Here is a 26,474-nt window from a genome sequence, read left to right on the forward strand (position 1 = left end):
ACAAAAAAGGAATGAAAAGAGCCTGTTATCTCCATTCATTCCTAAAAGTTTTGTTTTTTTACTTATCATACTCCAGTGAAGTTCACCGGGTCTTTTTATATGATTGGCAGCTCAAAAATGATCTGCCGGACCATTTTCTTATATGTCCTGACAAAAAAAGTGCCACTATTGCACGGTTCTGCATATAGTGACACCTGATACAAACATAAACAACTTATGCCAGACGGAAATTTTTCTTCCACCTGTTTCTTCCGGGATTGTTCAAATCCCGAAATCATCCCGAAACGGGTACGCACAAAAATAAATCATATTTGTATACTAACACAAGATATTGTTTATGTCAATTCATTATATACTATATATTGCTTTCTATTACAAATTCAATCCTATCTCCCAGAAATTCCCGGCAGGTATGATTTACTTTTCCGGAAGCCCTGTAATCTTCTTTTGCCACTCTTTCACAAGTTTCCCCATATGGACAACCCTCGCAGTTGTTTTTCAAGGCTTCCATCACCCACTTGATTTCCTGTTCATTGCCGATAATCTTCATTGCAAACCACTCCTTTATAAACCATCTTACCCCAAAACTCCCAATCCAACACCTATAAATTTTTCAAATGTATTGTATCCGTTGATTACGGAAATAATTCGTATAATACTTCATTTTTTGTTTAATACATCTATTTTATTCCGTAATTTGCATTGCGTAAATAGTTTAAAATATAGAATATGAGGTGTCAATTATGGATGAACGATTCATAGCAGACCGCATCACGGAGCTGCGTCTTAGAAAAAATATATCCGAATACCAGTTAAGCCTTGATTTGGGCAAGAATAAGAGCTATATCCAGAATATCAGTTCTGGACGCTCCCTACCCTCTATGACCCAGTTTTATGAGATCTGTCGCTATTTTGACATTACCCCGCAGGAATTTTTTGATGAAGGGTTGCACAACCTTCCCCTCTACCAGAAAGCAAACGACCTGCTGAAGCAATTGGATGATGACGATATGATGGCTGTCATCGCTATCTTAAAGAGGCTTACCGCTAAAAAATAAAAAAATTTCTTATGGCTGCCTGCGCACATGGCAGCCATTCTTTTTTTTAAAAATTTGCGATCTTCCAATTCTCCCCACTATTTCTAAAATGTAGGGGCAAGGCTCCCACTGTACCTTGAAAACCGCATACCTCTTCCAGAAGATTGATACGGGTGCTGCAGATAGTGCCGCATAATGCGCGCCTGCAGCTTGATGCTTGCACAGCAACGCCGGATACGTGGCCGGAAGGGCATAGGAACTGGACTCTGGGAGACCTATCAGCATTTTTACAGATGGTAATCAATAATAGTAAAATTACTCTAATTTTGATATAATCCCATCTTTGACAGTTGAGAAGGCTAAAACACCTCGCAAACCCAGTGTTTATGCTGGTTGCAAGGTGTTTTGCTCTTGTTTTGAAGTATGGTATTTTATTTTCTCCCTTTACTTTTTTTCTGGATTGTTTTCATTTGGCTTTTTGTAATGAATTGAAAGTCTGTTTCAAAACCACATGCTTCGTGTAAGGCATCGGTTAGTTTGTCCCGTGTATAAAGTGGCATGAACCCCTGTTCCTGTACATCAGCAAAATTCATGGATTTCAGTTTGTCCAGGATTGTTTCACAGGTATAGGCATTTCCCAAACTTTTTTCAAGGTAACGGTATATGACTAATGCAAGAAAACAGATCAGGAAATGTGCTTTGATACGCACATCGTCATGAAGAAATACAGGTCTTGCTTCAAAATCTGTTTTCATGATGCGGAAACATTCTTCGATTTCCCAACGGCCCTCGCTTACTTTTAAAATATCTTTTACGTCATCATCTAACAAATCTGTAGTTACAGCGTACATTCCATCATAGAGCGCTTCGGTTTCTATTTTATCTGTATCCAGATAATTCTTGATTTTAGCAGCTTCTCCTTCTTCTGTAACTGCAATCTTACCTATAAATCGTGCGGGATCGTTCGGGTTTCTGCGTTCTTTTTTTACTTTCCCGGAATGGAGCATTTTTTCGGCACGCTCTACCTGTGCGTCACGTATTGCTTTCTGATATTTTGCATATTTAGGAGAGTAAGTGACAATGAGACGCTGGTGCAGTGAATGAGGGGTATATGGTTCATCCTTATAATACAGGCCGGCATCATCCTCTGTAAGTCTGGAAAGATCTGCCGGAGAATCATCGGAAACACGTTTAAAGCCAGTTTTGTCCAGTGCCCATTTCCTGTCATCTTTATTCAGCTTTTTGATGGACTGGGTAACAATAAAAGCTCTCTGGCCTGCATGGTTTATTCTTTTAATGGCTTCTGAACCAAGTCCGGCATCACTGCAGTAAATAAATTTTGTACAACCAAAGTCCTGGAGGACTTTTTCTTCCAGAGGTTTTAGTGATGTTTGTTCATTCGCATTTCCGGGAAAAAGGGAAAAAGCAAGAGGAATTCCAGCTCCGTCCATAAACATCCCCATTTGAATGATTGGATTAGGCCGGTGTTCTTTTCCTTTCCCGTATTTTCTCTCCCCATCTTCCTGCTCGATCTCAAAGAAATAGTTTGTACAGTCATAATAAAGTATCTTATCATCTCGTTTTCCGAGAAGATGACTGTTTTTATAAACTTCAGACTGGATGAAATCGCATTCATTTCCCAGGACATCAAGAGCCCGGTATATATCATGTAATTGATAAGAAGGTTTTTCCAGGAATTCAGAAGCTATCTTAAAAGAAGAACGCTTACTTGCTGGTTCCAGAACCCTGGCATAGATCAGATCGGAAAGGATGGCATTGATATCATACTTAAATTTATATTTATCTCTGAGCTTTCGGCAAGTCTTATCAAGCTGGATACGATAGTAAAAGGCTTGTGGAAAAAGATATCCTCCGCGGTAAAAGACCTGCTGACTATAATCCAGCTTCTGGTCAGAGTGAAAAGTTATCTGAACCGACTTGGCCTGCTGTTCTTCTTTGTATCTGAGTGTTTCCAGTCTGGCTTCCTCTCTGGCCCATTTCATGACATCATCGCGGGTAGGACCGTGTTCTGGAAGAAGTTCTTTCAAGGTTCCGAGTTTTCGAATAATAACAGAAGTGCTAACACCTTTGTTATTGACGTAACCTTTCGTAATATAAAATGATTCCGAATTTTTTGATTTTGATGTTGTAACTCTCATATAAAAACCCTCCTGGCCCTTATTATACAATACATTGCAATAAAATACAATATAATAAAACAAAAAAGTTGACACAAAAAACGCAGGCTTTATGCGGCCTGCAGAGGATTTTTCGATTATTCAATTGTCAAACTCCCGAGCAACGCCGGATACGTGGCCGGAAGGGCATAGGAACTGGACTCTGGGAGACCTATCAGCATTTTTACAGATGGTAATCAATAATAGTAAAATTACTCTAATTTTGATATAATAATAGACAGGTATTGAAGTTTTCATCCTGTCTATGGAAAGGAGGGGCATGATTACTGTAACAAAAAACGATTTGATAAAACTCGGTTATGGGCCTTCCTTCGCTGCTGACATCATTAAAGAAGCAAAAAAATTGATGATCGCAAAGGGCCATACCTATTATCAATCCAAAAAATTAGACAGGGTACCAAAAGAGGCGGTTGAAGAATTATTAGGTATCACTTTGCCAGAAAATGAAACATAATTGTACTTCTTGCGTTAATGTAAAGGAGTGAAAATATGGCAAAAGATCCAATCAAGAAAGCTGATAACGGAACCTACTATTTTAGGGCTAATTTAGGGAAACATCCTGTTACCGGAAAACAGATTCAAAAATACCGCAGCAATTTTAAAACAAAAAAAGAAGCACGCGAAGCATATTCAAAATTAGTTCTTGCCTCAGCAGAGGAACTTACTGAAAAAAAAGAAACTGTATCCTTCCAGAATTTTATAGAGGAAATTTATCTTCCTTGGTATAAAACACAAGTAAAAGATAGTACCTACAAAAATCGGTACTCCACAATCCAGAAGCATTTTGCATATTTTTATAAAATGGACACTGACAAAATTGAGCCAATTCATGTGCAAAACTGGCAATTAAAGTTAGCAAAGAATTTTAGTCCAAATTATGTACGAATTGTTCAAGGAATGCTTTGCATTGCATTTGACAGGGCAATCATTTTAGGTCTGATTGATAAAAATCCCGCCCGAATGATTGGCAATGTAAAAAGTAAGAAACCCAAAGTAGACTTCTGGACTCTGGAAGAATTCCAAAAAGTAATTTCTTTGCTCTATAAGGGAGATTATTACGAGCATTATCTTTTTATCTCTTTCTGGTTATTATTTATGACTGGTATGAGAATTGGTGAGGCTGCAGCATTACAGTGGGATGATATTGATTTTGAAACAGGTATTCTCAGTATCAACAAAAGCCTGTACTATAAGTCAATGACAGAATATCATTTTACAGAGCCTAAAACACAGGCAGGTATCCGGGATATCGTTATAGATGAGGATACTATCAAAGAACTGAAAGAATGGAAAGAAGTCCAACAGAAAGTTCTTACAAACTGTAATTTTGTAATGAGTTACAGCGGTATTCCCACCAGCAAGCATACCTTACCAAGAGCCCTGGAAAAGCTGGCAGAGCTTGCTGGCGTTCACCGCATCAAAATTCATGCCTTGCGGCATTCCCATGCATCCCTATTAATCAGCATGGGAGAAAACCCATTAATCATCAAAGACCGTTTAGGTCACGAAAAAATCCAAACGACTTTGGGAACCTATGGGCATTTATATCCAAACAGCAACTTTGAAGTAGCAAAGAAGCTGACTGGAAAACTTACATATACGCCTGCGACAGAAAGTGTGGCTGATTATACAAGCAATCAGTTTACCGCACAGTATCATAAGCAGGTAAATTAAAAATGCAATGAAAATGCAATTTTCAAAGGTCGAAGCCCGGAAGCCCCGTAAAATAAGGCTTTCTGGCCCACCGCCTACTATTCAAACTCGACAAATACTAATCAATTTTGTTTAATGATTATTCTCTGCCGTGTTCGTAGTTCTTTTGATTATTTGATGTATCCATATTATCCTGCCTATATGAGCTAATGTTATCATTTTGTTATCGGCATTGATAACACTCGCTCTGCAACTGCGGATAATAGCAATATGTTCCGACTCAAATTATAAGCGATTTTGCTTAGAAAATCAAGATGTCTGAACAATTATCCATCCACTTTTTTGCATACGGATACGGTCATATCCCTCACATTGATTAAAGTTTCGTGCTTACACTTAGGACAATAGAGCGGAAAATTTTTAATGACCGTATCTTTTCTAATTTTATCACGAGTTTTATTGCCGCAAACGGGGCATTTTACCCATTCTGTTTTTTCCTTTTCCACTTTTAAAACCCTAACTTTCGCAATAAAGCCACGACTTCGTTTGCTTTTAGCACTTTGCCCATAGCAACAACCTTTTCATTGACTACAATGGCGGGCATACTCATTACGCCGTATTCCATTACCTTTTGCATATCTGTAATGTATTCCACCTCTACGGAAAGCCCCATATCCTTTATTGCCTGTTTAGCGTTTTCATACTGTTCGTGGCAGGATTTACAGCCTGCACCCAATACCTTAATACAGCAAATTCCGTCCTTTGCTTCAGAACAACAGTCCTTTGTGATTTCTTCTGCCTCACTTGTCGGGCAACCACAACCACAAGCACAAGCAGGTGCTTTCTTTTCTTCTTCTTTTTTCTTTCCGAAATTAAACAATGCCATAGTGATAACCTCCTAAAATTAAACAATTAAATATTGTATTGCGTTGAAGAAATAACCTACAACGATAATACCGACTGTGCATATTGCAATGAAAATGCCGAGCAGCTTTGGCTTAACCGCTTTGCGAAGCATAATCATTGATGGAAGAGAAAGGGTAGTTACGCCCATCATAAAGGAAAGGACAACACCGAGCAAAGCGCCCTTTGCAAGTAAGGCTTCTGCAATCGGGATTGTGCCGAAAATATCCGCATACATTGGAACGCCTGCGATAGTAGCAAGCACAACGCCAAACGGGTTGTTATCCCCAAGTACCTTGACAATGAGATCTTCGGGTATCCAGTTGTGAATAATTGCGCCGATACCGACACCGATTAACACATAAGGTGCAACCTTTTTAGCTGTTGAAACGACCTGTTCCCAAGCATATTTCATACGGTCTTTGAAATGCAGTTCTTCCTGCGGAACATCAATAGCGTGACCGTTTCGGATATATTCTTCCACTTGATTTTCAAGGTGCAGTTTTTCAATCAACGTACCGCCGACAACAGCAATTACCAAACCGAGAACAACATACAAAACGGCAACTTTCCAACCGAATATACTCATCAGTAAAACAAGACTACCGAGGTCAACCATTGGCGAAGAAATCAAAAAGGAAAATGTAACGCCAAGCGGCAAACCCGCACTAGTAAATCCGATAAACAGCGGAATAGAGGAACACGAACAAAACGGCGTTACCGTACCGAGTAATGCGGCAATGATATTTGCCCATATCCCGTGAAACCTGCCAAGTATCTTTTTTGTTCTTTCGGGTGGAAAATAGCTTTGAATATACGAAATAATCAAAATCAACACACCGAGTAGTACCATAATTTTTATAGTATCGTAAATAAAGAACTGAATGCTGCCGCCTACTCTGCTTGTAGTATCTAAACCGCAGGCATTCAATATAGTTGATATGAGCCTACTCAGCCAACCCATACCGAGGACTTCATTTTGAAAAAAGTCCCAACCAATTTTTAATGCTCCCATAAAAAGCTCCTTTCATATAGTTATATTGAAATGTGTCTATATATTGGCGATTTTATAAGCCGTGCGGAAAAGTAATCTATAAACTTACTCACTTTTCACAGCACGACTTGTTTTTGTATTCAACATCAAGAGTTGTCAACTGCTCCAAACATACCTTTGCCTGCTTCACACCTTTTTCTGAAATGGAATAGTGCGTCCATTTTCCCTCTTTGCGACCAACGACAATTTCAGCGTCACAAAGTATTTTCATATGATGAGAAAGCGTGGGCTGTGTCACATTGATTTCTTCCAACAGCTTACAGGCACATTTTTCGCCCGAACGCAGTAGCTTTATAATTCTAATACGGTTTTCATCACAAAATGCTTTGAAGATTGCCGCAGTTCTTCTTTCGTCCATCTCTCAAAATCACCTCCCATAGATAATTGTCTATGTGTAATTATATGCGTCACATAGAAAATTGTCAATATGTATTTTGAAATTTTTTTGAAAAAAGCGGCGGCAGAGATTTCACTCCCTGCCGCTTTGCCAGTTAAGCATAGATTAAATTTGTATAAACAATTTCCATTGCTCTATTACGAATATTATTTATTTTTTGTACCCACAGCATTTGATTTTCAGCCTTGAGCGTCTCGGTCACATCCTCATGCTCTGCCATCTGTCTTACCATCCGAGAAAACCATTCTTCTGCTTGTTCGTCAATATCGGCAAGATAGCTGTTCAACTTGCCGCTTGTGAGCAGAGTAGTATAGGTTGCTTTTTTATGCTCTTGCAAGTAGCGTTTGTGCCGCTGTCCCCATACGCCGATTGGATGATTTTCTTTATCGGCTGGTAGACTAAGGCAAGGGATAAAATAATCCCCTTGCCGTACATAAGTGCCGCCCATTTCTTCAAAAATTGTCTTTGCCATTGTCTGTTCCTACCTTTCGTATTGATTATTTCTAAAGCGTGTGCCACGCTGTTTAGACTGCCTTGCCTGTTCTAACAGGCTGTCAATCTGCTTACTACCGAACACCTTTCGCAGCAACGTATAGTCCTTAATTTCTTCCCTCAATCGGTTATTATCGGAGGTCAACTGTTTATTGTGATTTTTAAGTTTTTCATTGCTACGGTACAGACTGGCGTTTGTCTGATTGAGCCTTTGGTAATCATCAATCGCTTGAAAGCACCGCACCATAAGCGTTTTAATAAGAGATTTCAGCCGCTTAATTAGCGGCTCGACCACTTTGCTCTTATAACTTTTGGCAGTCATAAAACCTTGTGGTTCGGGTAACTGATATTCGGGAGCATTCTCCAGTGCGCTCTGCATTTGCGAAAGTGAATCCGTACCCTTATCAAAATTTTGAATACGCTTTGAAAGCGTTTCAAACTCTGTCTGCTTGTCTATGATTTTGCTTTCCAGTTGTTCAATTTCTTCTGCCCGCTCCTGCTTTTTATAGTCCAAAACAGAGAGATGTTTTTCGTGTGTGCCTTTCTGCTCCCACTCAATTCCGTACCGTTCCATAACGGCGGCAAGCCGTTCTTTTTCGGAAAGTACCCATTGCGACCATTCCGTATCGCCACGAGAGCCGCCCTTAAATCCCTGTGCGGCTAACGCTTGTTTGAGTGATACTCTCGTATCAAGTCCACGCTTGCTGCCTGTTGTAAACGGCACAAAATCAATGTGGAGGTGGGGCGTTGCTTCGTCTAAATGCAGATGAGCCGAGAATACTCTAAGCTGCGGATTTCTCTCTTGAAAACCACGATAATACTCATCTAAGACCTGCCTTGCAAGCTGTCCGTTCTCACTTTCTGCACTCATATTTTCCTTATCGCCAATCTGCAAAATCAATTCGTGGAATGGTTTTTCCTGCTTGGAACTGCGGATTTTTTCATAATAGTTTGCTATCTTTCGGTCTGTTCTTGTCTGTTTAGCGTTGTATCTTTCGAGTGCTTCATCGAACAATTCGTGATAGACTTTTTTAATACTCTCATTACAGTAATCTATGTTGAGGTGGGAACGGTCAGCGTCAACATTCTCCGCTTTGAATTTACGGCTGTTGTGATTGACCGAGCCTTTCCCGACCATTGCGCTTATCGTTCTTTGCATAAATCGTTTCCTCTCCTTTCTGCGCCGTTAGGCGCAAGCCTTTGTTACTTTCTGCGAAAGTAACGCAAAAGCACTTTTGTCAGCTCCGCCAACAAAAATGCAACCTGCAAGCAGGTTTTGCGCTCTCCGAGGGGCAAAGAGCCGCCTTTGAAAAGGCGCTCTCTGCACTCTCCGCCAAACTTTAATCGGTGTCAATGTGTGACGATGGTGACAATGTTTGAGATACCAGTACCACTCTCAAAACATTGTCACCTTTGACACCGTTTGTCACGCCACCCCATCGGTTTCTTTCCAAAGTGAAACCTTTCTGCCATCGTGCGTGCGGCTGTTCTGATAGCGAATACCATAATCACGAAACAGCCTGCTTGCGTTGATACTAAGCCTAAGTGAAAGCACATTCGGTTTTATATCCACGCCGAGCCTTTCGCAAAGTTCTGAAGCTGTTCCCTCCCATCTGTTACTTTCCGAAAAAAGAATAGCTGCAATTTTTTCAAGCAAAGGCTCAGGCGGCTCTTTCCACAGCTCCGTTTCCGATTTTTCAAAGTTCCACACCAAACGCTTGCTATCTCTCACAAGATGAATTTTCATATCCTGCTGATCCCTGCCTGCCACATCAAGCGTGGCATTATTAGAAGTTCTCTTTTCCTTGCTGAGAACAAATGCTCCATCTGCCGCACCCATCAATCCGTTTGTTCCCGAAATCATATCAAAAATATCTTCCGCTTTCTGCTTTCGGGTGTGATGAACGATGAGCATTGTAACTTTATAACTGTCTGCCAACGCTTTGAGCCTTGCCACAATGTCATAGTCGCTTGCGTAGCTGTAATCTGCCCCGCCAGCTTCACGGACACGCTTTAAGGTGTCTATGATTATTAAACCCGTGTCGGAGTGTTCCTGCATAAATTCTCTGATTTGTTCTTCCAAACCACCATTAACCGTTTTACACTCCGTTGCAAAATATAGATTGCCTGTTTCTTCTGCACCGAACATCTGAAACAATCGTTTCTGCAAGCGTGGGTAATCATCTTCAAGAGCAAAGTAAAGCACCGTTGCTTTTCGCACCTTATAATCCCACAGCGGCGTTCCTGTGCTGATATGGTAAGCAAGCTGCGCCATCATAAAACTTTTCCCTACCTTAGGGGAGCCTACAAAAAGGTAAGTTCCCCTTTGGAGCAGACCGTCAATCAGCGGCGTCTGTATATCAAATACGGTATCATACAAAGCCGCCATTGATACCGTTTTGAGATACGAGGGGGATAACTGCCGCAGCATTTCCCTCTGCATTTCTTCAAAACTCTTGATATTTTCATCGCAGTCGGCTATACTATGTTCAGTACATTTAGGAAACGGCTGCTCCGTATCTGTTGCCGCAGATACATTTGGAGTAGTCATTTCTTTTTTATTCTCCATTCCCATCTTCTCCTTTCAGACCGCCGAGGATAACTGTTATCAGTTCAATCACATTCAACAGCTCGTCATTGATTTTTTCGCCCGCTTCAATCCTTTGCAATTCTGTAAGAACGGCGGCAAGTTCCTTGTGAAGTGCCTTAAATACTCTCGGATTGCCCTGCACCACCACATCCTGATTCAGACAGCGGCGGTAACAGTATTCCTGTTTCGGCAAGCCCGATAAGGCAACCGCCTTGTTAATGAGTACGTTTTCTTCGGGCGATACCCGAAACCCTACCGTGATATTCCTCCAACGGTTTTTGCTATCTCTGTTTTTAGCCGACATTTTCAAAATCTCCTTTCCCCAAATCATCTAATCTATCTGCCATTTCCGTCTGTTTGGACGGAAACAGGTGTGCATACTGATAAGTGATGTCAATGCTTTCGTGTCCTACACGGTCAGCAATCGCTACCGCCGAAAATCCCATATCAATCAGCAAACTTATATGGCTGTGCCGTTACGGTATAATAACGACAAACGGAAAAAGCCTTTATTTTCAAGGGGTTTGAGCGTTTGCCGTCATTTATTCAATTCCTTTTCCAAGTTGAAATGTGACGAGAAAATTATCGAAAAAAGGAGGCTGTTTCATTAACGACAAAATTTAATAGCGCCAGCGGTCCGGTACATTGCCGGATCGCTGATTGCCGTGGGCGTTTCACTTTTACAGGTGGGCGTCCTTTTTTCATACCCATTTTCAGGAGAAAGGAGATTCACATGGAATTAAACGAAATGGAAAAACGGCTGCTGTTTCAGGTTGAAGGTGACTATCAATCCAAAATTCTGAATGAGCTTTACATGACCGCCCGGTACACAAAGAATCTCGAACAGCGGAAGGCAGCGGAAAATCTGATGGAAAAGTTACGCGTCCTGACGGATGCCGAGTGCATGGACATCGTGCGGGATATTCAGAAGAATTACCGTCTGCCCTACCCGCCCCGGACGATCGGGGAAAAGATTGCCGAGGCCAGACAGCAATCCGGCGCAGAGAAATTGAAGGGGCATGACATCATGGCGCTGGAACGCTTTGACCCGGAGGTAAGGCACATGATCGTCTTTGATGTGCTGTCTTATGATTCCCCTGTGGGTGACAGGGGCGATAAGATGCGCCTGTTCCTGACGGATGCCGGCTATCAGAAATTCTTAGACAGCCAGGAACGGGGCGAAGTCAAACTGAAAAACCATGCGAAGGTTTCAGGCGGGCACCTCCACTATGACCGCAGGGACCGCGCCTTGTAACGGAAATAACCGGAGAAAGGAGGCTGTGAAATGGCTGTATTCCGGGTAGAAAAAACGAAGGACTTCACGATCATGTGCAACCACCATCTGCGCAATACGGAACTGTCCTTAAAGGCAAAGGGGCTTCTCTCCCTCATGCTGTCGCTGCCGGAAGATTGGGATTATACCACAAAGGGACTCGCCCATATCTGTAAGGACGGTGTGGATTCGATCACTACCGCCCTGAAGGAGCTGGAGCGGCACGGGTATCTCACCAGGCAGCGCCTCCGCTATGAGAACGGGCAGCTCGGAGATATTGAATATACCATCCATGAAAAGCCTGTAAACGCTGAAAAACAGACGTTTCCACCTAAACGGGAAAATCCAAGACAGGTAAATCCAGGACAGGCAAAACCTGAACAGGTGGAACCAGGACAGGAAAATCCCGCACAATTAAATACTAATCCACAAAGAACTAAAAAATCAAAAACGGATATATCAAGAACCCATCAATCAATCTATCCAGCAGAGCCGGAGGCGGCAGGCCGCCCGGATGGGATGGATCGGATTGGATTGATAGACGCATACAGCAAAATCATCAAAGAAAATATTGAGTATGACTGTATGGTCTCCCGGTATGGGAAAGAACGCTTAGACGAGACCGTGGAGCTTATGCTTGAAGTGGTTTTATCCAAACGCCCCTTTATCCGTATCGCCGGGGATGATTTTCCCAGGGAGGTGGTAAAGGGCCGTTTCCTGAAGATCAATTCCGGCCACCTGGAGTATGTCTTTGACTGTATTGACAAGAACACTACAAAAGTCGGGAATATCAAGGCATACCTGCTGGCGGCGCTGTATAATGCCCCGGCAACAATGGACAGTTATTACCGTGCCGAGGTCAACCATGACCTGTACGGCTGTTAGGCGCCTCTGGGCGTCTTTTTTCATCACGGAAAGGAGGCGGGGCACGATGAAAAGAAATACTGTGCCGGCACGATGCCCGGCGTAACCAAAGAACAGATTCAGGCGGCGCGGGAGGCGGACCTGTTCGCATACCTGCAGTTCCATGAGCCTGGGGTACTGAAACGGGACGGGCCCAATTACCGGCACAAGGAACATGACAGCCTGGTCTATGTAACCGGGAAAAGGTACTGGTACTGGAACAGCCGGGGCCGGAGTATCAACGCCCTGGATTATCTGATCCAGATTCGGGGCTATGGGCTGGTGGATGCGGTCCATACGCTGGTAGGCGGAGAAATCCAGCAGGCACCGGCCTATCGGAGTGCAACAGAAAAAGCCCATGTGCAGAAAGAACCGGAGAAGAAACCTTTTTCTCTCCCCTGGGTCAGACGGTGTGCTACCTCTGCTGTTTCCTATTTACAGCGGCGCGGGATCAGCTCTGATGTGATTGGCCGGTGTTTCCGGAAAGGGCTGTTCTATGAGGCACGGTATCATGGCGAGCCGGTCTGTGTGTTTGTGGGAAAGGATGAAGCCGGCAAAGCGAAGTTTGCCTGTATGCGGAGCATTACCGGCAATCTCAGAAAAGATGTTTACGGCAGCGACAAGGAATATAGCTTCTGCTATCCACCGAGGAATCCGGGCAGCCGCCATGTGGCGGTCTTTGAGGCACCCATTGACGCCCTTTCCCATGCCACGCTGCAGGAATTGAAAGGCTGGAAATGGGACGGCTACCGGCTGTCTTTGGGCGGCACTTCCCATGTGGCGCTGACTGCATTTTTGAAACGCCACCCGGAAATCCGGCGCGTCAGCCTCTACATGGACAATGACCTTGGAGGCCTTAAAAATGCCAGGAGGATCAAGGCAATGCTCCATGAAGATCAGCGGTTCAAACATATCCGGGTGGGGATCAACCCGCCCCGTATAGGAAAAGACTACAACGAAATGCTGCTCCATGTTACGAAGAAAATGAAAGACCATCAACAACAATGCCGCCAGAAACAGGCGGCTATTTCAATTTGACAGGAGGATTTTAGAAATGATGAACACAGAGAACACCGCTTTACAGATGATTGCCGAAGCTGCCCGGTGTCCGGACTATGGCCCCGACATGGTTAAGGCGCTGATGAAAAAGCTGGATATGAACGAGAAAGGCTTTGCACTTCTGATGAACGTCGCCCCTTCCACGGTCCGGCTCTGGACCAGCGGTGCAGCGCAGCCATGCGGAACAGCAAAGCGGCTCATGCAGATTTACGAGACCGGGCCGGAGATCGTCGGCAAGATTGCCGGAGGGCAGCCGCCGGCAGATGAGAGGAATCTATAAATGGCACCGGTCACTATGAAAGATGATGCGCTTCCGCAGATTCACTTAGTCCGTGATACAGATTTAGGCGTATTTGCCTATGAACTCCATATCCTGGCCGGGGATTTCCTGCGGGAAAGTGAATTCAACCTGCGCTCACTGGCAACCAACACCGGGCCGGATTCTATCGCTATCATGGGAAAAAACCACATATGGCTTGCTGATGCCCTGTCTGCCTACTATCCCACAGGAGAGCTTTACCGGATGGCCGCCATGACGGAATACCCCGGCGCCAGGGCTTTCCTGTTCCACACAGAGCGTAAGGAGGACGGACGGCTGTACGGGGATGTCCTGATGACGGACCTTGACACGCTGCGGCAGGACATAGAACGGAATACCCTCTACCCTTACGGAGTCAACATGGAATACCGGGACGGCACGAAGGCGGAGGCAGACATTGAAAAATGGGAGGCAATGGAACTATGCGAAAAGGACGCCCTGAAAACCTGGCGCTACCTCTATGCGCCGGAGCAGGTGACGGAATGGCAGCACCACTATTCCAACCTGTTCAGCCAGTGGAAGGCACAGGCATTTTCCTATATGCCCCAGGATTTGGAGGAACGTCTGAATGTGGAGTATATGGAGGAGGCGCAGAATCCGGACACAGATATGTACCGCATACCCCTGGGAACGGCGAAGCAGTTGCTTCTTGACGGGGCTTCGGTCTACCGCCTCCTTCCCGGAGGGGCGGAAAAGATTGCGCCTATTGCGGCTGTCCGGGCGGGCCTCTGGTATGAGCATTATCGGGAGTTTGCCGTTACCCCGGAGGACCTGGGCGCGCTTGACCGGCTGGTCCGCAGGGAGACAGACCGGCTCATGAGAATACGCCCGCAGCTTGATAAATCACAGGAACGCCGCCCTTCCCCGGAGCGGTGATTTTTTATGACAGACTGGAGGTGATATTGATTGGCGGATAACATACAGCATGAAGATTTCGGGGAAAAGATCGGCGGCGCGAAAAAAGACTTATGGAAGGACCGGGGGCTCTATGTGAACGACCTGGACGCCATGAATGAGCGCGAAGCCGAGAAATTTGTAAAAAAGGATAATATCTGGAAGAAACCGGATTATCAGGCCATGCTTGATGATGGGATTCCCCTTGGCGTGGTGTATTTCATCAAAAAGGCGAGGGACGGATTAAATGCCTCCCCGCAGTATTACCGCAGGGATGATACGCCGGAGAAACGCCTTGCAAGGCAGAAAGAATATATCCAGACGGTACGGGAGCTGCAGGGCGCGGTTTCGGAAGTCCGCACCGTGGAGGACGCCATGCAGGTCTATGACCGTTTCTTTGTGGAAAACGGGTATCTGGAACAGGTGCAGGGCTGGGGCAGCGGAATCCATTACCAGGCAACGGAAAAGGGCCGTGAGAACCCGGCCATTACAAACAAGCTGTCCAATACCCTGATGGTCCGCTCGGCAGGATATTTTGAGCGGAACTTCACACAGAAAGCACAGAAGGAACAGTTTGGCGTTTCCAAAGACCAGAAGGTGCCGAAGGGCTATGCGATCCATTTCAACGACGGGAAGAATACTTATTCCAAAAATAATGACTGGAAACCTGATACCTGGTATGTGACGAAGGGCTATTCCATCTTACAGACAAATTTTGAAACGCGGGAGGCTGCCCTGAAATGGGTGCAGGAGCTGGCAAAAGGCCGCAGCAAAAGCGGAAAGACGCGGTTTGTGCCTCCACAGCTTATCGCTGTGCGGCGAACCGGGCCGGATTACAGAAACGGCGCAGAGATTACCGGTCAGCACTACCTTGATACTTTCGGATTTCGCGGCGGTGAGTTTGGGAACTGGATGAACCAGAATGACCGGCAGGCTTCCCTCAACATGGGGTTTGAAGCGCTCAAAGATTTGGCGGCAGCCCTGCAGGTCAGCGACAAAGATATTGCCTATCAGGGGACGCTTGCTATCGCTTTCGGCGCCAGGGGCAGCGGCAATGCGGCAGCCCACTATGAACCGCTTCGCAAGGTTATCAATCTCACGAAGATGCACGGGGCCGGCTCTTTGGCACATGAATGGTGGCACGGGTTGGACGATTACCTGGGTACGAAAATGGGCGCAAAGGGGATGCTCTCAGAACAGCCCCGCCTCTATGCGCCATTTCAGAAGTTAATTGAAGCCATGAAATATAAACCGGAGACACCGGAGCAGGCGGTGGCCCGTACCGAAGCACAGACGGAGCGCACCCGGAAAAATGCGGCAAGCTGGCTGGATTCTGCGGTGCTCGGTTCTCTGAAACGGCATGGCAATGAGGAACAGATGGAAACTTACGCGGTTCTCAGGGAGGCGTTTCTGTCCGGCGAGGCCGGCTCCGTGGAACGGATCAGTGCCTTTAAGAAGTCTGTCACCGGGCGGGTGATCCCCAAAAGTGAGCGGGAAAGGCTGGAAATATTCGAGCACATGCTGTCCGGGATGCAGGCACAGGAGGCCCCGCAGATTGGACGTGTGGAGACCGATTTTTACCGAAATTCCGTGCGCATGGGAAAGGAATGTGAAAAGGACGGCGGCTATTGGGACAGCAACGTGGAAATGACCGCCAGGGCCTTTGCCTGTTACATCAAGGATAAGCTGCCCTATCAATCGGATTATCTGGTGGGCCATGCGGATTGTGCCGTTACCTTTGTTTCCGATAAAGACGGAAAAATGGAGGTTTTGAAAGCCTATCCTGAAGGTGAGGAACGGCGGGCTATCAACGCGGTATTTGACGAGATCGTGGCAGACCTGAAACGGGAGCAGATACTTACCCATTCGGATGTGACGCTGCCCCTTCCGGCGCAGCCATTAGCAGAGAATGAGCAGATTTCCATATTTACGGCAGAGCGGCCTTCGGTCATGGCACAGCTTGCAGCGGCGAAGCCGGCAGAAAAAACTACCCCGGCACAGGCGGTCCCGAAAAAGAGCCGTGTGCCGGAGATTTAAGGAGGTGTGAAAGATTTTGGAAGAAAATAAAGATTACCGTGCTTACCGGTACGGCGATTATTTGGAACCAGGTGCAGAGCTGAAAATCGAGCACAGTGTTTCTTGTGAAGATGTGGATATTTCCTCCCTGATTACAATGGGCGCCGAAAATCTGGAGGCCATGCGCCAGGGAAGTATCGACGGTGAACAGAAAGCCTATGAGATTGTGGTCGCGGCGGCAAAGCAATGGGAAAAGCAGGCAGCCGCCACGCAGATGATCAACCGGGCGCTTTCTTACCTGCGAACCCCGGAGGTGACGCATACCGCAAATGAATGGCGCAAAACCGGCAACTGGCGGAATGACGAAGAAATCAGCAACCGCGTCTACCGCATGAGTTGTGGTATTTGGGAAGATACCAAATATGACCGGGAAACCAAACAGAGCGTACCGGTTGCCTGGTATGTGACCTGGGATGTCTATGTGAACTCCCCAAAGCAGGGCTATGGCGAAAAGATTGCCGGGCAGAATCAGAAACGCTACACGGACAAGGCCGCCGCTGAAAAGTATCTGGAAGGCCGGAAAAAAGCCTACTCCCATTTATTCACGGAAATTTCCCCGCAGATACCAAAACAGTATGAGCACCATTTCACTGTATATGGAGCACTCCTGCCGGGGTACACGGTGGAGGGTCAGGAACCGGTAAAAACAGACCGTACCGCCGCCGATGTTTCGGAGGGCGGTATTTCTATGCCTGAAAAACCGGAGAAGCCTTCCGTGCTGGGAAAGCTGTCTGCGGCCAAAACGCAGGAGAAAACACCTGCCGCTCCCGGTGCGGCAAATAAAAAGAAGGAGGATATGCAGCTATGAAGGTGTTAATGGTAGAGCCGGGCAAATCGCCCTATGAGACTGAAATTGAGGGCGGGCTGGAATCCTTGCAGGCAGCCGTTGGCGGAGATATTCAGGCAACTTATCCCTTTGACGATCTGGTTGGGCTGATCTGCAATGATGAAGGCAAGCTCATAGGTCTGCCCTTAAACCGGGCACTTTATGATGATGAGGGCCATTTGTACGATATTGTTCCCGGCAATTTTTTGATCATCGGTTTGGGCGAAGAAGATTTTACAGACCTTCCCGCTGACCTGATAGAGAAATACACGGAGCGATTCAAATACCCGGAGAAGTTCTTCCGGCTGGCGGGTGAGATCGTTGCGGTGAAGCAGCCCCTCCCACCGGAAGAAAAGCAGCAGCCGGCTTCTGTCATGGAGGAACCGGGCAGGGATGACATAAGGCTTGACGATACCACGGATTTGGCCTTTGACCTGGATGAATTTTTCAGGCAGAACAGCGGGGCCTATGCAGACCTGTACCCGGATTCCCATGCAGAGAAAGAGCGCATGGCGGACGAGCTGCTTTCAGGAGATACCGGAAAAATCCGAATGAGGCTGGCGGCATTTGAGCGCGAGGAACACATGGAGGGAGAAACAGCGCCGCTTTTAGCGCGTATTTCTTCCTATGAAAAAGAGTACGGGATCAGCACTTATTCTATTTATCAGCTTGGCTTATCGGACAATACAGATAACCTCCGTTTTATGTCTCTGGACTGGCTGGAAAGCAAAGGGTTTTCCGTGGATCGGGATCATTACCAGATGGTCTATGCAAGGCAGCGGGAACCGGGCGAAACACTGGAGGATATTTACAGGCGGTTCAATATCGACCACCCGGAAGATTTCAGGGGCCACTCCCTTTCCGTTTCCGATGTGGTGGTCCTGCATGAGAATGGCGCGGACGCCGCATATTACGTGGACAGTATCGGCTTCAAGGAGCTGCCGGGCTTCTTTGACGCAGGGGCACCGGAGGCCAGGCGGGATGTTTCGGTGCGGGAACAGCTTGACAATGCAAGGAAACAGGCAGCGCAGACAGAGCCGAAAGCGCCGGATAAAAGGCCCAGAGAGCCGGAAAGGAGCTGATAGCTTATGCTGATGGCAGTAGAAGGTCCCTATGCCCTGATGGTGCAGCCGGACGATATTTTAATCTCTCCCCGTGAGGTAGACGAGCATTTTGGAACGATGGTCTGCTTCCACTCCCGCTACGCACTGGGTGACAGCCACAATTACATGGATAAAGACGATTTCCTGCGGGAGATGTATTTAGATACCGTGGGACATGATGAAGCGGGCCTGAAACGCTATGAACACATGGTGAACATTGTGAGCAGCCGGTTCCGGCACGGGCCCAAGACGGAGGAACAGGCGGTTGATGACGCCATGCTGAAGGTGATCTCCGAAAAATACATTACGCTGCCCCTTTATCTGATGGATCACAGCGGCCTTGCCATGCAGACCACAAGTTTCAATGATCCCTGGGACAGCGGGCAGGTGGGATGGATTTATGTTTCCAAAGAGGATGCCCTAAAAGAGTTCGGCGGCGAAAAAATGACCGGCGCCCTTCGGAAAAAGGCGGAGGATCTGATGCGCAGCGAAGTGGCCGCTTATGATTCCTACCTGCGGGGCGAGTGCTACGGATTTGAGCTTTACAAAAACGGCGAACTCACGGATAGCTGCTGGGGCTTTATGGGCGACCTGGCCGATGTCTGTAAAGATATGGCTGAATATCTCCCGGAGGGCTGTAAGAATATGGTGGACCACCTGGAGGAACAGGATCACCCGGCGACCATCATCAAGACGCTTTTGAAACATGCGAAAATTCAGGTGAACCAGGCGGCAAAAGCCTTTGAACATACCCCGCGCCAGCAGGTGATCGGGGACGCTCGTTAAACAGTTATTTCCTATTTATTATTACAGATTCTATCAGGAAGGAGGATGCACATGCAGGAAGAATTGGAACAGCGGACCGTTTCGGTCTCCATCCAGGCGGCAAAGCTGTCCGGGCGGGTGCTGCGTTCTGCGATTGCCGCTGTGCTCAGGAAAATGGAGCAGGAACGCACTACCCCGAAAGTCGGCAGGAACAGCATGAAACGGCTGACCTATAAAGACCCTGGAGCCAATACCATTGAAGTGTCCGGCAGAATCCGCTCTTTTGAGCGGTACGCCAGGAAACACCAGGTCCGCTACCATATTGAAAAAGAGCTGGGGACCGATCCCCCGAAATGGACGGTCTATTTCAAAGCAAACCAGGCGGACGCACTGACAGCGGCTTTTAAGGAATTTACGAGGAAGGATCTTACCCGCAGCACCAGGCCGTCGCTTCTTTCCCAGCTTCATAAATTTAAGGAGCTGGCGCAGGCGCTTGGCCGTGACCGGGTAAAGAACAAGGAACACGGAGGGCCGGAACGATGAAGATAGATACCGATGCCCTGAAAAAGCAGGTGATCCTCCATCTGCCCTATCTTCTGTTCCTTCTGGTCTTTGCGAAGCTGGGCGAGGCGGTTCGCCTTGCCCCCGGAGCGGATGCCTCACAGAAATTATTAGGGCTTTCCGAAGGTTTCTCACTGGCTTTTCAGAGTATGTGGCCCGGTGCGGCGCTGGACTGGCTGGTGGGATTATGCGGTGCGGTGATTGTGCGGCTGGCAGTCTATCTTAAAGGAAAGGATGCCAAAAAGTACCGCAAAAATGTGGAATACGGGAGCGCCCGCTGGAGTGCATAATCTTAACTGTAAACAACACCTTTATAGACGCAGGAGGGATATGCACATGAGCAATTACAATAAAATCACAGCCCTTTACTCCCGCCTTTCCGTAGGCGACGAGGACAGGGACGGCGGCGAGAGCAACAGCATACAGAACCAAAAAATCTTTTTGGAGAACTACGCCAAAGGACAGCACCTAACCAATATCCGGCACTACATTGACGACGACGAAAGCGGCAGGTTCTTTGACCGTTCTGCTTATTCCCGCATGATTGAAGATGTGGAAAGCGGCAAAATCGGTGTCTGCATTATGAAAGACCTTACCCGCTGGGGGCGCGACTATCTCCAAGTCGGCAACGCTATGGAGATTTTCAGACGGAACAATGTACGCTTTATCGCAGTCAACAACGGCATAGACAGCGAAAACCCTGACACATTAGAGTTTGCCCCTTTTATCAATATCATGTCGGAGTGGTACGCAAAGGACATCAGCAAAAAAGTGAAAACGGGCATTAAGACCAAAGGCATGAGCGGAAAGCCGGTTGCCACCGAAGCCCCTTACGGCTATATCAAAGACCCGGACAACAAGGACTTTTGGATAATCGACAAGGAAGCCGCCGAGGTTGTACGCCTTATTTTCCGTCTGTTTTTGGACGGGAAAAACCGAAACCAAATCGCCGTATATCTGACACAGGAGCAAATCCCGACCCCTACATTCTACATGAAAGACCGGGGGCGGGGGACTTGTAAAAATAAAACGCTCAATGAGAATAACCGCTACAAGTGGAACAAAGCCACGCTGACCCATATCCTCACGCGGCAAGAGTATTGCGGCGATGTAGTCAACTTCAAGACCGCAAAGCATTTCCGAGATAAGAGAAACCACTATGTAGACAGAAGCCAGTGGCACATCACAGAAAATGTGCATGAGCCGATTATCGACCGCACCGACTTTGAAAATGTGCAGCGGATTTTGGAAAACGCACCTGTCAAACGCCCCAACGGGGACGGAGAAATCCACCCTCTGTCAGGCTTGCTTTTCTGTAAAGACTGCGGCGCAAAAATGCACATCCGCATAGATTACAGGAACGGCGGCAAGCGCCATGTTGCCTATTGCAGCGAGTACCACAAGGGAAAAGCCAAAAATCCCAAGTGCAGCTCTCCGCACATCATGGACGCGGATCTGCTTATGCAGACCGTCGCAGATGTGCTGAAAAAAATCGCGGAATACTCTATCAGCAACCGGGCAGAGTTTGAAGCCTTAGTGAAAAAGAGCCTTGCCATGCAGCAGACTGACAAAGTAAAGAAACAACAGAAGCGTATCCCGCAAATCACGACGCGCCTTGAACAGATTGACAAGGTGCTGAATAAACTTTATGAGGACAACGTGCTGGGTACTATCCCACAAGACCGCTATGAGCAGATGTCGCAGAAGTATTCCGAAGAATACTACTCACTGAAAGCGGAGCTTGAACAGCTTAGGGAGCAGCTATCCGCTTTTGAAAACGCGGGAGGACGGGCGCAGAAGTTTGTAAAGCTGATAGACCGTTACGCTGACTTTACCGACCTTACCCCGACTATCCTCAACGAGTTTATCAGCCGGATTGAAGTGCATGAACGCGACAAGAAAAGGGCAAAACAGGCTATTCAGCATATCGGGATATACTTTAACCATATCGGCAGATTTGAAAATGAACTGACACAGCTTGCAGAGCCGACAGAGCAGGAAATCCGGCAAATGCGTGAGGAAATCGAAGAAGCAAGAAAGGAAAAGAGCCGAGCCTACCACCGCAACTATTCAAGAGAATACCGGGCGAGAAATCTTGAAAAGCAACGGGAGTATGACCGTATCAAAGCGCGGGAATATCGGGCGAAGAAAAAGGCGCAGGCTGCCGCTGCACTGTCCGCACCATAAAACAGAATAGCCAACATCAGAGAGGGATTTTCCGAACTACGGGAAGTCCCTCTTTTGCGCCCGGAGAAAGGAGAAACCGATTGACAGAAAAGAAAGGAACACCTACCCCACTGACTAAGCCGGACGGAGTTATCACGACACAGAGGAACGGGCAGACCATTGTTGCGGAGCTGTTTTTCAATCCCAACGGCACAGAAACATTCTCCGACAAGTTGCTGAAAACGATACTTGCCGACAGTCTGCGTTTTTCTGCGTCTGACGGTCAAGAGCCGGAAAAAACAGAAATCTTGCGATAACAGCCGCCCCGACGATACATTCCCCGTTTGGGCGGTTTTTATCGTCAAAAACGCCGTTTTACCCAAGTCAAGAGTCGAGGAAAACACCCGAAAAATGCCCCTATTGCGTAACAGGGGCGCAGAAAGGAGCTTGCATGAGAACAGGGCTTACCAAACAGGAAAAGACCACTGATATATGGTTTGACGAGAAAGACCCCCTTATCCATATCCGCACCCACAACACCAACCTCAAAAAGCGGCTTGCCGCTTATGCCGAGCAGTACCCCGACGAGTGCTGCAAGACTGACACAGACCCCGAAACAGGTTGCATGGAGTTTGATATTGCAAAGGGGCGTTTCTCTTTCCGTCTGACCGCCCCATACAGCGAGGAACGCCGGGAAGCAGCGCGGCGGTACGCCAGAGAGAACAACGCCGCCGACAGGCTAAAATGATGTAGATACAAGCACAGGTATTCAGGTAAATTGAAGAAAAACTTAATAATATGCGACTTTAATTTTGGCTCACGATTATGTATAATATACTTGAAAACAATTTTTGATAGCAAGTAAAGGAGTGAAAAAAATGTTACCAATTTCTGACATTATTATCCGTTCAATTAGCGGGTATGTGTTTATAGTTCCAATTCTCATATTGTATTTTTTATATCTTAGAAAATCGGGAAGAGAGCAAAGCCTTCTTCATATTGCTGCTGTATTTGTGTTTTGCTATTATCTATTTGGAATTTTAACCGTAGCAGGTATTGGCTATACAAGCACAATATCATTTAGTCCAAAGATTTCCCTGATTCCGTTTCTCGGTATGATAACCGGACCAATAGATACTATACTTAATTTAATTTTATTTGTACCTTTAGGAGTTTTCCTGCCATTTCTGTATAAAAAGTATCATCACATAAAGACAGTTGCATTAACTGGCTTTTTATTCTCTTTATCTGTTGAAATTGTTCAGATGTTTGGCTGGGGTTCATCGGATATAAATGACCTTATTATAAATACGGCTGGAGCCTGTTTGGGATATTGGATTTATTATCTGTTATCAAAAGCTTTGCCGAATAATTTTAGAAAAAAACTTCAATCCGAGAATGTTAATGGTACGGTCGAAGTGCTTTTGTTTGTAATTTATATATATATGGTTATGGTTACAGTTCAACCCTGGGTAATCCATGATGTATTGAACATCGGATAAAGTGTTTTTTCAACAGCACACAACATAAATAAAATAACCCACTCACAAGGGCAGCCGAGAAAATCGACTGTCCTTTTTCTATGCCTATGAGCAGAAAGGAGCGACCAACCATGACAAAACCAAAAGAGAAAACCCGCGAGGAGCTGCAAGCCGAGATTGAGGACGGAAAGAAGAAAATCCGCCAGTTTGAGAACCGGGAAAAGATGTTGCGTCAGAAGCTGTCCAAAGAGGAACGCAGAACACGCAGCCACCGCCTTATCGTCCGGGGCGCAGTCTTTGAAAGCATTGTGCCGGAAGCAAAGAACATGACCGACGAGGAAGCCGCAGCACTTCTTAGGTTTGCACTGACGAGTGAGCCGGTACAGGAATATCTGAAAAAACGAGCCGAGAACGGGGACGCTGAATAAATCCCTTAGACACTAAGGGCGCACTTATACACCCTAACGGGCGTGTGCGCTCTGCCGAGGGCTTTATCTTCGCACAGGGATTTTACCCCGCGCTACGATTGGCGGCTTTGCCGCAGACAGGGGACGCTACACTTCCCCTGCGACAGCTTGCGCTGTCTACCCTTTTGTGTACTTGCGGAAATCGAACACCTTGCTACGCAAGCTATTCATTTTCCACAAGTTTTATATCCGCTATACTGGAGGTGATACCCATAGCCATTTACCATTGTAACATTAGCATAGTCAGCCGGGGCAAAGGCAAATCAGCCGTTGCCGCAGCCGCCTACCGAAGCGGCGAAAAGCTGACAAACGAGTGGGACGGAATGACCCACGACTACACCCGCAAAGGCGGCGTTGTCCATAACGAAATCATGCTGCCGCCCCATGCCCCACCCTCTTTCTCTGACCGTTCTACCTTATGGAACAGCGTGGAGCTTTATGAGAAAGCCGGAAACGCCCAGCTTGCGCGTGAGATTGACGCAGCACTCCCCATAGAATTATCACGAGAGGAACAGATACGGCTTGTCCGGGAATACTGTTCCTCTCAATTTGTTTCCAAAGGAATGTGTGTGGATTTTGCTATCCATGACACCGACAGTGGCAACCCCCATTGTCATATCATGCTAACTATGCGACCACTTGACGAGCGCGGCGCATGGGCGGCGAAGTCCAAAAAGGAATATGACCTTGACGAGAACGGCGAGCGCATACGCTTGCCAAGCGGCAGATACAAGACCCACAAGGTTGACCTCACAGGTTGGAACGACAAAGGTAACGCCCTCTTGTGGCGCAAGGCGTGGGCTGATATTTCAAACAGCTATCTTGAACACGCCGGAAGCACAGAGCGTATCGACCACCGCAGCAACGCCGAGAGAGGAATTGACGAGATACCCACTGTCCACATGGGCGTAGCCGCCTGTCAAATGGAGAAGAAAGGCATAGCCACCGAGAAAGGCGAACTGAACCGGGCTATCCGCAAATCAAACAGACTGATAAAGGAAATCCGGGCGCAGATCGGCAACCTCAAAGAATGGATTGCCGGACTGCTTGCGGCGTGGGAAACTGCCCCAAGAAAACCACAGCCGCCAAAGTCCCCGAACCTTGCAAATCTTCTGATGAGGTATTTGAGCGTTCAGAGGGAAAAGAGCCGGAAGTATTCGCAGAGCTGGCAGCACCAACACGCAGCCGACGAACTGAAAACCATATCACAGGCAGCGAATTATCTTGCGGAGCATGGTATCTCCACTCTTGACGAGTTGGACGCTTCTCTTTCCTCTGTCAGTGATGAAGCCTTTTCTATCCGGGAGGGAATGAAAACCGCCGAGCAGCGCATGAAAGAGCTGCAAAAGCTGATAGAGAACGGCGAGAATTATTTGCAGTACAAGCCCATTCATGCCGAACTGAAAAAGCTGAAAAATGGCTGGACGAACAAACGGGATAAGTATGAGGAAGCCCACCGCGCCGAGCTGACTCTATGGAACGCAGCAAGCCGCTATCTCCATGCAAATCTGACGGATACAAAGACGCTGCCTATCTCCGAATGGAAACAGGAATACGCTGACCTCAAAGCGCAGAGAGATACCGACTACACCAAACTGAAAGCTGCCCGCGCCGAAGTTGCCGAGCTTCAGAAGATACGCAAATGCGTGGATATTGCGCTGAAAGCCGAGCAGCCGGAGCAGACACAGAACCGCACCAAGCGGCAGGAACAGGAGAGATAAAGAAAAGGACGGGCAAGCTATTTTGCCTGTCCGTCCTAAATGTTTTCTGATAAAATGGATGCTATTGATACCTAATATTAAAACCAACTTGCTCTTTCGTCCCTAAATTCGGGCTGGTCACTATGCTCATAAGGATTATAATTATTCAAATTGCAACCAAACTCTTTCAATGATTTTATTTTATTATCCTTTGTCCATTCAACCAGCGAAATTCCATCAAATTCCTCTATGCTCCCATTGTTCATTTCATTTTTGAAATACCACTCCACAATCGTCTGATTTCCTTTGTGGAAAAATTGTTTGATTTCCCAAGCAACGACTTTGCCACGAGTATTCCATTCCTGAAACCAGTGTTTTACGATTTGACGGTTATTATATTTTGGACACCAACTTTCAGTATAAATTACATCTTCTGCAAAAATATCATCAATACCTAAATCCTGTTTTGTAAGCCACATTTCAAACCATAAGTGAATAATTTTTTCTCTTTCATTCACAATCCAGCACCTCACTAACTTCCGATTTTTCGGTTTCAT

The 26,474-nt window shown here is 46.6% G+C and carries 30 protein-coding genes and 2 pseudogenes; 20 read left to right on the forward strand and 12 right to left on the reverse strand.

Going from position 1 to position 26,474, the window contains the following annotated elements:
* Positions 1 to 355: 355 nt before the first annotated feature.
* Positions 356 to 550: a hypothetical protein gene (locus NQ534_RS05755; RefSeq protein WP_006864481.1), complete on the reverse strand. Its 195-nt coding sequence runs from the start codon at positions 548 to 550 to the stop codon at positions 356 to 358.
* A gap of 193 nt (positions 551 to 743) precedes the next feature.
* Here NQ534_RS05755 and NQ534_RS05760 point away from each other — a divergent pair, with 193 nt between their 5' ends.
* A complete protein-coding gene (locus NQ534_RS05760) occupies positions 744 to 1,058 on the forward strand; it encodes a helix-turn-helix transcriptional regulator (protein WP_006864482.1) in 315 nt (104 codons plus the stop codon).
* 410 nt (positions 1,059 to 1,468) lie between these two features.
* On the opposite strand, the gene NQ534_RS05765 is transcribed toward NQ534_RS05760, so the two are convergent.
* Positions 1,469 to 3,196 (reverse strand): IS1634 family transposase, encoded by a 1,728-nt coding sequence (locus tag NQ534_RS05765; protein ID WP_040785292.1) that lies wholly within the window; start codon positions 3,194 to 3,196, stop codon positions 1,469 to 1,471.
* Between the two features lie 298 nt (positions 3,197 to 3,494).
* On the opposite strand from NQ534_RS05765, the gene NQ534_RS05770 reads away from it, so the two are divergent.
* Both NQ534_RS05770 and NQ534_RS05775 read left to right on the forward strand, forming a co-directional pair.
* Positions 3,495 to 3,689: a DUF3173 domain-containing protein gene (locus NQ534_RS05770; protein WP_040782624.1), complete on the forward strand. Its 195-nt coding sequence runs from the start codon at positions 3,495 to 3,497 to the stop codon at positions 3,687 to 3,689.
* Positions 3,690 to 3,724: 35 nt separating this feature from the next.
* Positions 3,725 to 4,909: a site-specific integrase gene (locus NQ534_RS05775; protein WP_006861256.1), complete on the forward strand. Its 1,185-nt coding sequence runs from the start codon at positions 3,725 to 3,727 to the stop codon at positions 4,907 to 4,909.
* Between the two features lie 305 nt (positions 4,910 to 5,214).
* On the opposite strand, the gene NQ534_RS05780 is transcribed toward NQ534_RS05775, so the two are convergent.
* From NQ534_RS05780 to NQ534_RS05820, 9 genes and pseudogenes are all read right to left on the reverse strand, one after another.
* Positions 5,215 to 5,394, reverse strand: coding sequence for a cysteine-rich KTR domain-containing protein (locus tag NQ534_RS05780; protein WP_006861257.1), 180 nt, complete (start codon positions 5,392 to 5,394; stop codon positions 5,215 to 5,217).
* Positions 5,395 to 5,396: 2 nt separating this feature from the next.
* Complete coding sequence (locus NQ534_RS05785) at positions 5,397 to 5,774, reverse strand: thioredoxin family protein (protein WP_006861258.1); 378 nt, start codon at positions 5,772 to 5,774, stop codon at positions 5,397 to 5,399.
* Positions 5,775 to 5,792: 18 nt separating this feature from the next.
* A complete protein-coding gene (locus NQ534_RS05790; protein WP_006861259.1) occupies positions 5,793 to 6,806 on the reverse strand; it encodes a permease in 1,014 nt (337 codons plus the stop codon).
* 88 nt (positions 6,807 to 6,894) lie between these two features.
* On the reverse strand, positions 6,895 to 7,203 hold the full coding sequence (locus NQ534_RS05795; protein ID WP_006861260.1) for an ArsR/SmtB family transcription factor: 309 nt from the start codon (positions 7,201 to 7,203) through the stop codon (positions 6,895 to 6,897).
* Positions 7,204 to 7,336: 133 nt separating this feature from the next.
* Positions 7,337 to 7,714, reverse strand: coding sequence for a TnpV protein (locus NQ534_RS05800; RefSeq protein WP_006861261.1), 378 nt, complete (start codon positions 7,712 to 7,714; stop codon positions 7,337 to 7,339).
* A gap of 9 nt (positions 7,715 to 7,723) precedes the next feature.
* Positions 7,724 to 8,893 (reverse strand): plasmid recombination protein, encoded by a 1,170-nt coding sequence (locus tag NQ534_RS05805; RefSeq protein ID WP_006861262.1) that lies wholly within the window; start codon positions 8,891 to 8,893, stop codon positions 7,724 to 7,726.
* Between the two features lie 267 nt (positions 8,894 to 9,160).
* On the reverse strand, positions 9,161 to 10,303 hold the full coding sequence (locus NQ534_RS05810) for an AAA family ATPase (protein ID WP_006861264.1): 1,143 nt from the start codon (positions 10,301 to 10,303) through the stop codon (positions 9,161 to 9,163).
* Positions 10,293 to 10,628, reverse strand: a complete 336-nt coding sequence (locus tag NQ534_RS05815) for a plasmid mobilization protein (RefSeq protein ID WP_040782627.1) — start codon at positions 10,626 to 10,628, stop codon at positions 10,293 to 10,295. The genes NQ534_RS05810 and NQ534_RS05815 overlap by 11 nt, the downstream gene beginning before the upstream one ends.
* A pseudogene (locus NQ534_RS05820) lies at positions 10,618 to 10,800 on the reverse strand (site-specific integrase); the annotation flags it as partial. The pseudogene NQ534_RS05820 and the gene NQ534_RS05815, both read right to left, overlap by 11 nt.
* Positions 10,801 to 11,057: 257 nt before the next feature.
* Here NQ534_RS05820 and NQ534_RS05825 point away from each other — a divergent pair.
* From NQ534_RS05825 to mobQ, 17 genes and pseudogenes are all read left to right on the forward strand, one after another.
* A complete protein-coding gene (locus tag NQ534_RS05825) occupies positions 11,058 to 11,579 on the forward strand; it encodes a DUF5720 family protein (protein ID WP_006861269.1) in 522 nt (173 codons plus the stop codon).
* A gap of 30 nt (positions 11,580 to 11,609) precedes the next feature.
* A complete protein-coding gene (locus NQ534_RS05830) occupies positions 11,610 to 12,482 on the forward strand; it encodes a DUF6017 domain-containing protein (protein WP_074679971.1) in 873 nt (290 codons plus the stop codon).
* Between the two features lie 72 nt (positions 12,483 to 12,554).
* Positions 12,555 to 13,538: a toprim domain-containing protein gene (locus tag NQ534_RS05835; RefSeq protein WP_006861271.1), complete on the forward strand. Its 984-nt coding sequence runs from the start codon at positions 12,555 to 12,557 to the stop codon at positions 13,536 to 13,538.
* Between the two features lie 16 nt (positions 13,539 to 13,554).
* The gene (locus NQ534_RS05840; protein ID WP_006861272.1) at positions 13,555 to 13,839 is read left to right on the forward strand and encodes a helix-turn-helix domain-containing protein; all 285 of its coding nucleotides are present in this window, start codon (positions 13,555 to 13,557) and stop codon (positions 13,837 to 13,839) included.
* Complete coding sequence (locus NQ534_RS05845; RefSeq protein WP_006861273.1) at positions 13,840 to 14,754, forward strand: hypothetical protein; 915 nt, start codon at positions 13,840 to 13,842, stop codon at positions 14,752 to 14,754.
* Between the two features lie 30 nt (positions 14,755 to 14,784).
* Positions 14,785 to 16,809 (forward strand): LPD1 domain-containing protein, encoded by a 2,025-nt coding sequence (locus NQ534_RS05850; protein WP_006861274.1) that lies wholly within the window; start codon positions 14,785 to 14,787, stop codon positions 16,807 to 16,809.
* Between the two features lie 16 nt (positions 16,810 to 16,825).
* Positions 16,826 to 17,656, forward strand: coding sequence for a hypothetical protein (locus NQ534_RS05855; RefSeq protein WP_006861275.1), 831 nt, complete (start codon positions 16,826 to 16,828; stop codon positions 17,654 to 17,656).
* On the forward strand, positions 17,653 to 18,756 hold the full coding sequence (locus tag NQ534_RS05860) for a DUF3846 domain-containing protein (RefSeq protein WP_006861276.1): 1,104 nt from the start codon (positions 17,653 to 17,655) through the stop codon (positions 18,754 to 18,756). The genes NQ534_RS05855 and NQ534_RS05860 overlap by 4 nt, the downstream gene beginning before the upstream one ends.
* A gap of 6 nt (positions 18,757 to 18,762) precedes the next feature.
* Positions 18,763 to 19,563, forward strand: a complete 801-nt coding sequence (locus NQ534_RS05865) for a hypothetical protein (protein WP_006861277.1) — start codon at positions 18,763 to 18,765, stop codon at positions 19,561 to 19,563.
* 51 nt (positions 19,564 to 19,614) lie between these two features.
* A complete protein-coding gene (locus tag NQ534_RS05870; protein ID WP_040782631.1) occupies positions 19,615 to 20,085 on the forward strand; it encodes a PcfB family protein in 471 nt (156 codons plus the stop codon).
* Positions 20,082 to 20,384 (forward strand): annotated as a pseudogene (locus NQ534_RS05875) (conjugal transfer protein TraG); the annotation flags it as partial. The gene NQ534_RS05870 and the pseudogene NQ534_RS05875, both read left to right, overlap by 4 nt.
* Before the next feature lie 55 nt (positions 20,385 to 20,439).
* Positions 20,440 to 22,290, forward strand: a complete 1,851-nt coding sequence (locus NQ534_RS05880; protein ID WP_087359840.1) for a recombinase family protein — start codon at positions 20,440 to 20,442, stop codon at positions 22,288 to 22,290.
* A gap of 80 nt (positions 22,291 to 22,370) precedes the next feature.
* Positions 22,371 to 22,586 (forward strand): transposon-encoded TnpW family protein, encoded by a 216-nt coding sequence (locus NQ534_RS05885; protein ID WP_006861281.1) that lies wholly within the window; start codon positions 22,371 to 22,373, stop codon positions 22,584 to 22,586.
* 134 nt (positions 22,587 to 22,720) lie between these two features.
* Complete coding sequence (locus NQ534_RS05890; protein ID WP_006861282.1) at positions 22,721 to 23,017, forward strand: hypothetical protein; 297 nt, start codon at positions 22,721 to 22,723, stop codon at positions 23,015 to 23,017.
* 130 nt (positions 23,018 to 23,147) lie between these two features.
* Entirely contained in the window at positions 23,148 to 23,771 is a 624-nt protein-coding gene (locus tag NQ534_RS05895; protein WP_006861283.1) for a VanZ family protein, read from the forward strand.
* A 110-nt stretch (positions 23,772 to 23,881) separates the two neighbouring features.
* Positions 23,882 to 24,178 (forward strand): DUF3847 domain-containing protein, encoded by a 297-nt coding sequence (locus tag NQ534_RS05900; RefSeq protein WP_040782633.1) that lies wholly within the window; start codon positions 23,882 to 23,884, stop codon positions 24,176 to 24,178.
* A 242-nt stretch (positions 24,179 to 24,420) separates the two neighbouring features.
* The gene (gene mobQ / locus NQ534_RS05905) at positions 24,421 to 25,938 is read left to right on the forward strand and encodes a MobQ family relaxase (protein ID WP_006861285.1); all 1,518 of its coding nucleotides are present in this window, start codon (positions 24,421 to 24,423) and stop codon (positions 25,936 to 25,938) included.
* A gap of 77 nt (positions 25,939 to 26,015) precedes the next feature.
* Here the strand turns inward: mobQ and NQ534_RS05910 are convergent, their stop codons facing one another.
* A complete protein-coding gene (locus NQ534_RS05910; protein ID WP_029679608.1) occupies positions 26,016 to 26,435 on the reverse strand; it encodes a nuclear transport factor 2 family protein in 420 nt (139 codons plus the stop codon).
* Positions 26,436 to 26,474: the final 39 nt, after the last annotated feature.

It is taken from the genome of Marvinbryantia formatexigens DSM 14469 (assembly GCF_025148285.1).
Taxonomy (GTDB): domain Bacteria; phylum Bacillota; class Clostridia; order Lachnospirales; family Lachnospiraceae; genus Marvinbryantia; species Marvinbryantia formatexigens.